Source organism: Streptomyces murinus (assembly GCF_002154555.1).
Lineage (GTDB): Bacteria > Actinomycetota > Actinomycetes > Streptomycetales > Streptomycetaceae > Streptomyces > Streptomyces murinus.
In genome coordinates this window covers 1-3,662 of sequence record NZ_MUNF01000273.1, presented here as the reverse complement: position 1 = coordinate 3,662, position 3,662 = coordinate 1, and the positions used below count along the sequence as shown (strand labels likewise).

Here is a 3,662-nt window from a genome sequence, read left to right as displayed (position 1 = left end):
CCCCCCGGCACACTCCGCCGCACACCCCCTCGCACACTCCGCCGCACGCCCCGCGCGGCCACGGCAGGTCCGCGTCCGCCACCGTCCCGCAGTCGGCGCCCACCTCCACCCGCTGATCAATGTTGATCGTCCACACCCCTGTGACCTGGCACTTTCAGAAGTCGCGAAAGTTTTTCCGCGCAGGGTGTGACACTTTTGGATCCCTCGACGCAGTACTGAGTGAGCCGACTGGTCATCGGCCGTAGCACTGAGCCGGGGTTCCCCCCGTACCCGCGGCTCGTGCACCTGGCGCGGGCGGGACATGTTCCCCCGGTCCCGCCCGCGCCCCAAACCCCAGCCGCTCGGCCCGCCAGCCTCACCGGTACACGACGACCTTGTCGCCCACCCGCACTTCGGCGAACACCTGGGCGATCGCCTCCTCGTCCCGTACGTTCACGCACCCGTGCGAACCCCCGGCATAGCCGCGCGCCGCGAAGTCGTACGAGTAGTGCACCGCCTCACCGCCGCTGAAGAACATCGCGTACGGCATCGGCGAGTCGTACAGGGTCGACACATGGTGGCGGGACTTCCAGTACACATGGAAGGTGCCCTCGCGGGTCGGGCTGCGCAGGGTGCCGAAGCGCACGGCCATCTCGGACACGGTCCGCCCGTCGACCATCCAGCGCAGCGTCCGGCTGGTCTTGCTGATGCACAGCGCCCGGCCCGTCAGACAGCGCGGATCGGGCGCGGCGGCGGGCTGGCCGCCCATCAGATACAGCTCCCACCTGCCCGGCGGCCGGGTCATCGCCACCAGCCGCCGCCAGGTCACGGCGTCCGTGACACCGGTGACCGGCAGCCCGCGCTTGCCCTGGAAGCCCCGTACGGCCCGCTCGGTGAGATCGTCGTACGAACCCGTGGGCCCGTCGAACAGCCAGTCCAGCTGCCGCAGCCGCGCCTGGAGTTCCCGTACGGCCGATCCGGTGTCGCCCGGCCGCAACGGCACCCCCGCGTTCCCCGCGGACACCGGGCCCCCGCCCAGCGGCCGGCCGTCCGCGCCCAGCGGCTGCACGGTGCATCCGCACAGCGCGACGAGGGCGGCGAGAACTCCGAGCGCGGCGAGGGTCCTGCCCCTGGTCCTCATCCCTGGATGCTTCCCCACGTGACCCCCGCCGAACGACGAGGCATGGTGAGGAGGTACGGAACGTACTGCGGAGGCATCCATGGCGCGTGAGTCGGAGTCGGGCCTGCCGATCGAGCCGGTCTACGGGCCGGCCGCGCTGACCGGCTGGAACCCGGCCGAGCAGCTCGGGGAGCCGGGGTCGTACCCCTTCACCCGGGGGGTCTACCCGAGCATGTACACCGGCCGCCCCTGGACGATGCGCCAGTACGCCGGTTTCGGCACGGCGGCGGAGTCCAACGCCCGCTACCGGGAGCTGATCGCCCACGGCACGACCGGACTGTCCGTCGCCTTCGACCTGCCCACCCAGATGGGCCACGACTCCGACGCGCCCCTCGCGCACGGCGAGGTCGGCAAGGTCGGCGTGGCGATCGACTCGATCGAGGACATGCGGGTGCTGTTCGACGGCATCCCGCTGGACCAGGTCTCCACGTCCATGACGATCAACGCCCCGGCCGCCCTCCTGCTGCTCCTGTACCAGCTGGTGGCGGAAGAACAGGGCGTCCCGGCCGACCGGCTGACCGGCACCATCCAGAACGACGTGCTCAAGGAGTACATCGCCCGCGGCACCTACATCTTCCCGCCGAAGCCCTCGCTGCGGCTGACGGCGGACATCTTCCGGTACTGCACCGCCGAGATCCCCCGGTGGAACACGATCTCGATCTCCGGCTACCACATGGCCGAGGCCGGCGCCTCGCCCGTGCAGGAGATCGCCTTCACCCTCGCCGACGGCATCGAGTACGTGCGCACGGCGGTCGCGGCCGGGATGGACGTGGACGACTTCGCGCCGCGCCTGTCCTTCTTCTTCGTGGCCCGTACGACGTTCCTGGAGGAGGTCGCCAAGTTCCGTGCCGCGCGCCGGATCTGGGCCCGGGTGATGCGGGAGGAGTTCGGCGCGAAGAACCCCAAGTCGCTGATGCTGCGCTTCCACACCCAGACCGCCGGGGTCCAGCTCACCGCGCAGCAGCCGCAGGTGAACCTGGTCCGGGTCGCCGTCCAGGCCCTCGGCGCGGTCCTCGGCGGCACCCAGTCCCTGCACACCAACTCCTTCGACGAGGCGATCGCGCTGCCCACCGCCACCTCCGCGCGGCTCGCCCTGCGCACCCAGCAGGTGCTGGCGTACGAGACGGACGTGACCGCGACCGTGGACCCCTTCGCCGGTTCCTACGCGGTGGAGCGGATGACCGACGACATGGCGGCGGCGGTCGTCGGGCTGATGGACCGGGTCGAGGGGCTGGGCGGCGCGGAGGCGGCGATCGAACAGGGCTTCCAGAAGGCCGAGATCGAGCGCAACGCCTACCGCATCGCCCAGGAGACCGACTCCGGGGAACGGGTGGTCGTCGGCGTCAACCGCTTCCGGCTGGACGAGGAGGAGCCGTACGAGCCGCTGCGCGTGGACCCGGCCATCGAGGCCCGCCAGGGCGAGCGCCTCGCCGCGCTGCGCGCCGGACGCGATCAGGGCGCGGTCGACGCCGCCCTGGCCGCGCTGAGGAAGGCCGCGGGGGGCGAGGACAACGTCCTCTATCCCATGAAGGAGGCACTGCGGGCGCGGGCCACGGTGGGCGAGGTGTGCGGGGCGCTGCGGGAGGTGTGGGGGAGATATGTGCCGACCGACGCCTTTTGACCGGGCGTCCGTCGGTCGGCCCGGCCGTGTCCGTCGGTCCGCCCGCACGGTTGCCCCTCGGACGACTTGACCGGGTGCCCGTGGGTCGGCCCGACCGGGTGTCCGCCGGTCGGACGGGTGCCCGCGGGCGGCTGTTCACCCCGGCCCGGACCCGTTGTCGTACCCCCGTGCGACACTCCTTTCCATGTTCGGTGTCATCCATCTCCCCACGTATCTCGCGGGTGTGGCCCTGATCGTGCTGCTCCCCGGTCCCAACTCGCTCTACGTCCTGTCCGTCGCCGCCCGCCGAGGGGTGCGCGCCGGGTACACCGCGGCCGCCGGGGTGTTCTGCGGGGACACCGTGCTCATGACCCTGTCCGCCGCCGGGGTCGCCTCGCTGCTCCAGGCCAACGCACTGCTGTTCGGCATCGTGAAGTACGCCGGTGCCGGCTATCTGACCTGGCTGGCGATCGGCATGATGCGCTCCGCCCGGCAGCTGTGGCGCACCCGGCGGGAGCAGGCGGCCGAGGAGACGGCCGCGGAATCGGCCGGCGCCACCGAGGAACGCCCCTACCGGCGTGCCCTCGTCGTCAGCCTTTTCAACCCGAAGGCGATCCTGTTCTTCGTCGCCTTCTTCGTGCAGTTCGTGGACCCGGGCTATGCCTATCCGGCCCTGTCCTTCGTCGTGCTCGGGGCCTTCGCCCAGATAGCCAGCGTGCTCTACCTGAGCGCCCTGATATTCGGCGGCACCCGGCTCGCCGCGGCCTTCCGGCGCCGCAAGCGCCTGTCCGCGACGGCCACTTCGGCGGCCGGTGCGCTCTTCCTCGGGTTCGCGGTGAAGCTGTCGCTGGCCTCGTAGTCCGGTACCCGGGGCTCGATGGGGGCGCCGGAAGGCCGCGGCGA

3 protein-coding genes are annotated in these 3,662 nt (G+C 71.6%); 2 read left to right on the top strand and 1 reads right to left on the bottom strand.

Annotated elements, in window-relative coordinates:
- Positions 1-355: 355 nt before the first annotated feature.
- Positions 356-1,120 carry a L,D-transpeptidase family protein gene (locus CCN72_RS17830; RefSeq protein WP_086808378.1) on the bottom strand — a complete coding sequence of 255 codons (765 nt, stop codon included), beginning with the start codon at positions 1,118-1,120 and terminating at the stop codon, positions 356-358.
- Between the two features lie 79 nt (positions 1,121-1,199).
- On the opposite strand from CCN72_RS17830, the gene CCN72_RS17825 reads away from it, so the two are divergent.
- On the top strand, positions 1,200-2,780 hold the full coding sequence (locus tag CCN72_RS17825; RefSeq protein WP_086808377.1) for an acyl-CoA mutase large subunit family protein: 1,581 nt from the start codon (positions 1,200-1,202) through the stop codon (positions 2,778-2,780).
- Positions 2,781-2,964: 184 nt separating this feature from the next.
- Positions 2,965-3,618 carry a leucine efflux protein LeuE gene (gene leuE / locus CCN72_RS17820; RefSeq protein ID WP_086808376.1) on the top strand — a complete coding sequence of 218 codons (654 nt, stop codon included), beginning with the start codon at positions 2,965-2,967 and terminating at the stop codon, positions 3,616-3,618.
- Positions 3,619-3,662: the final 44 nt, after the last annotated feature.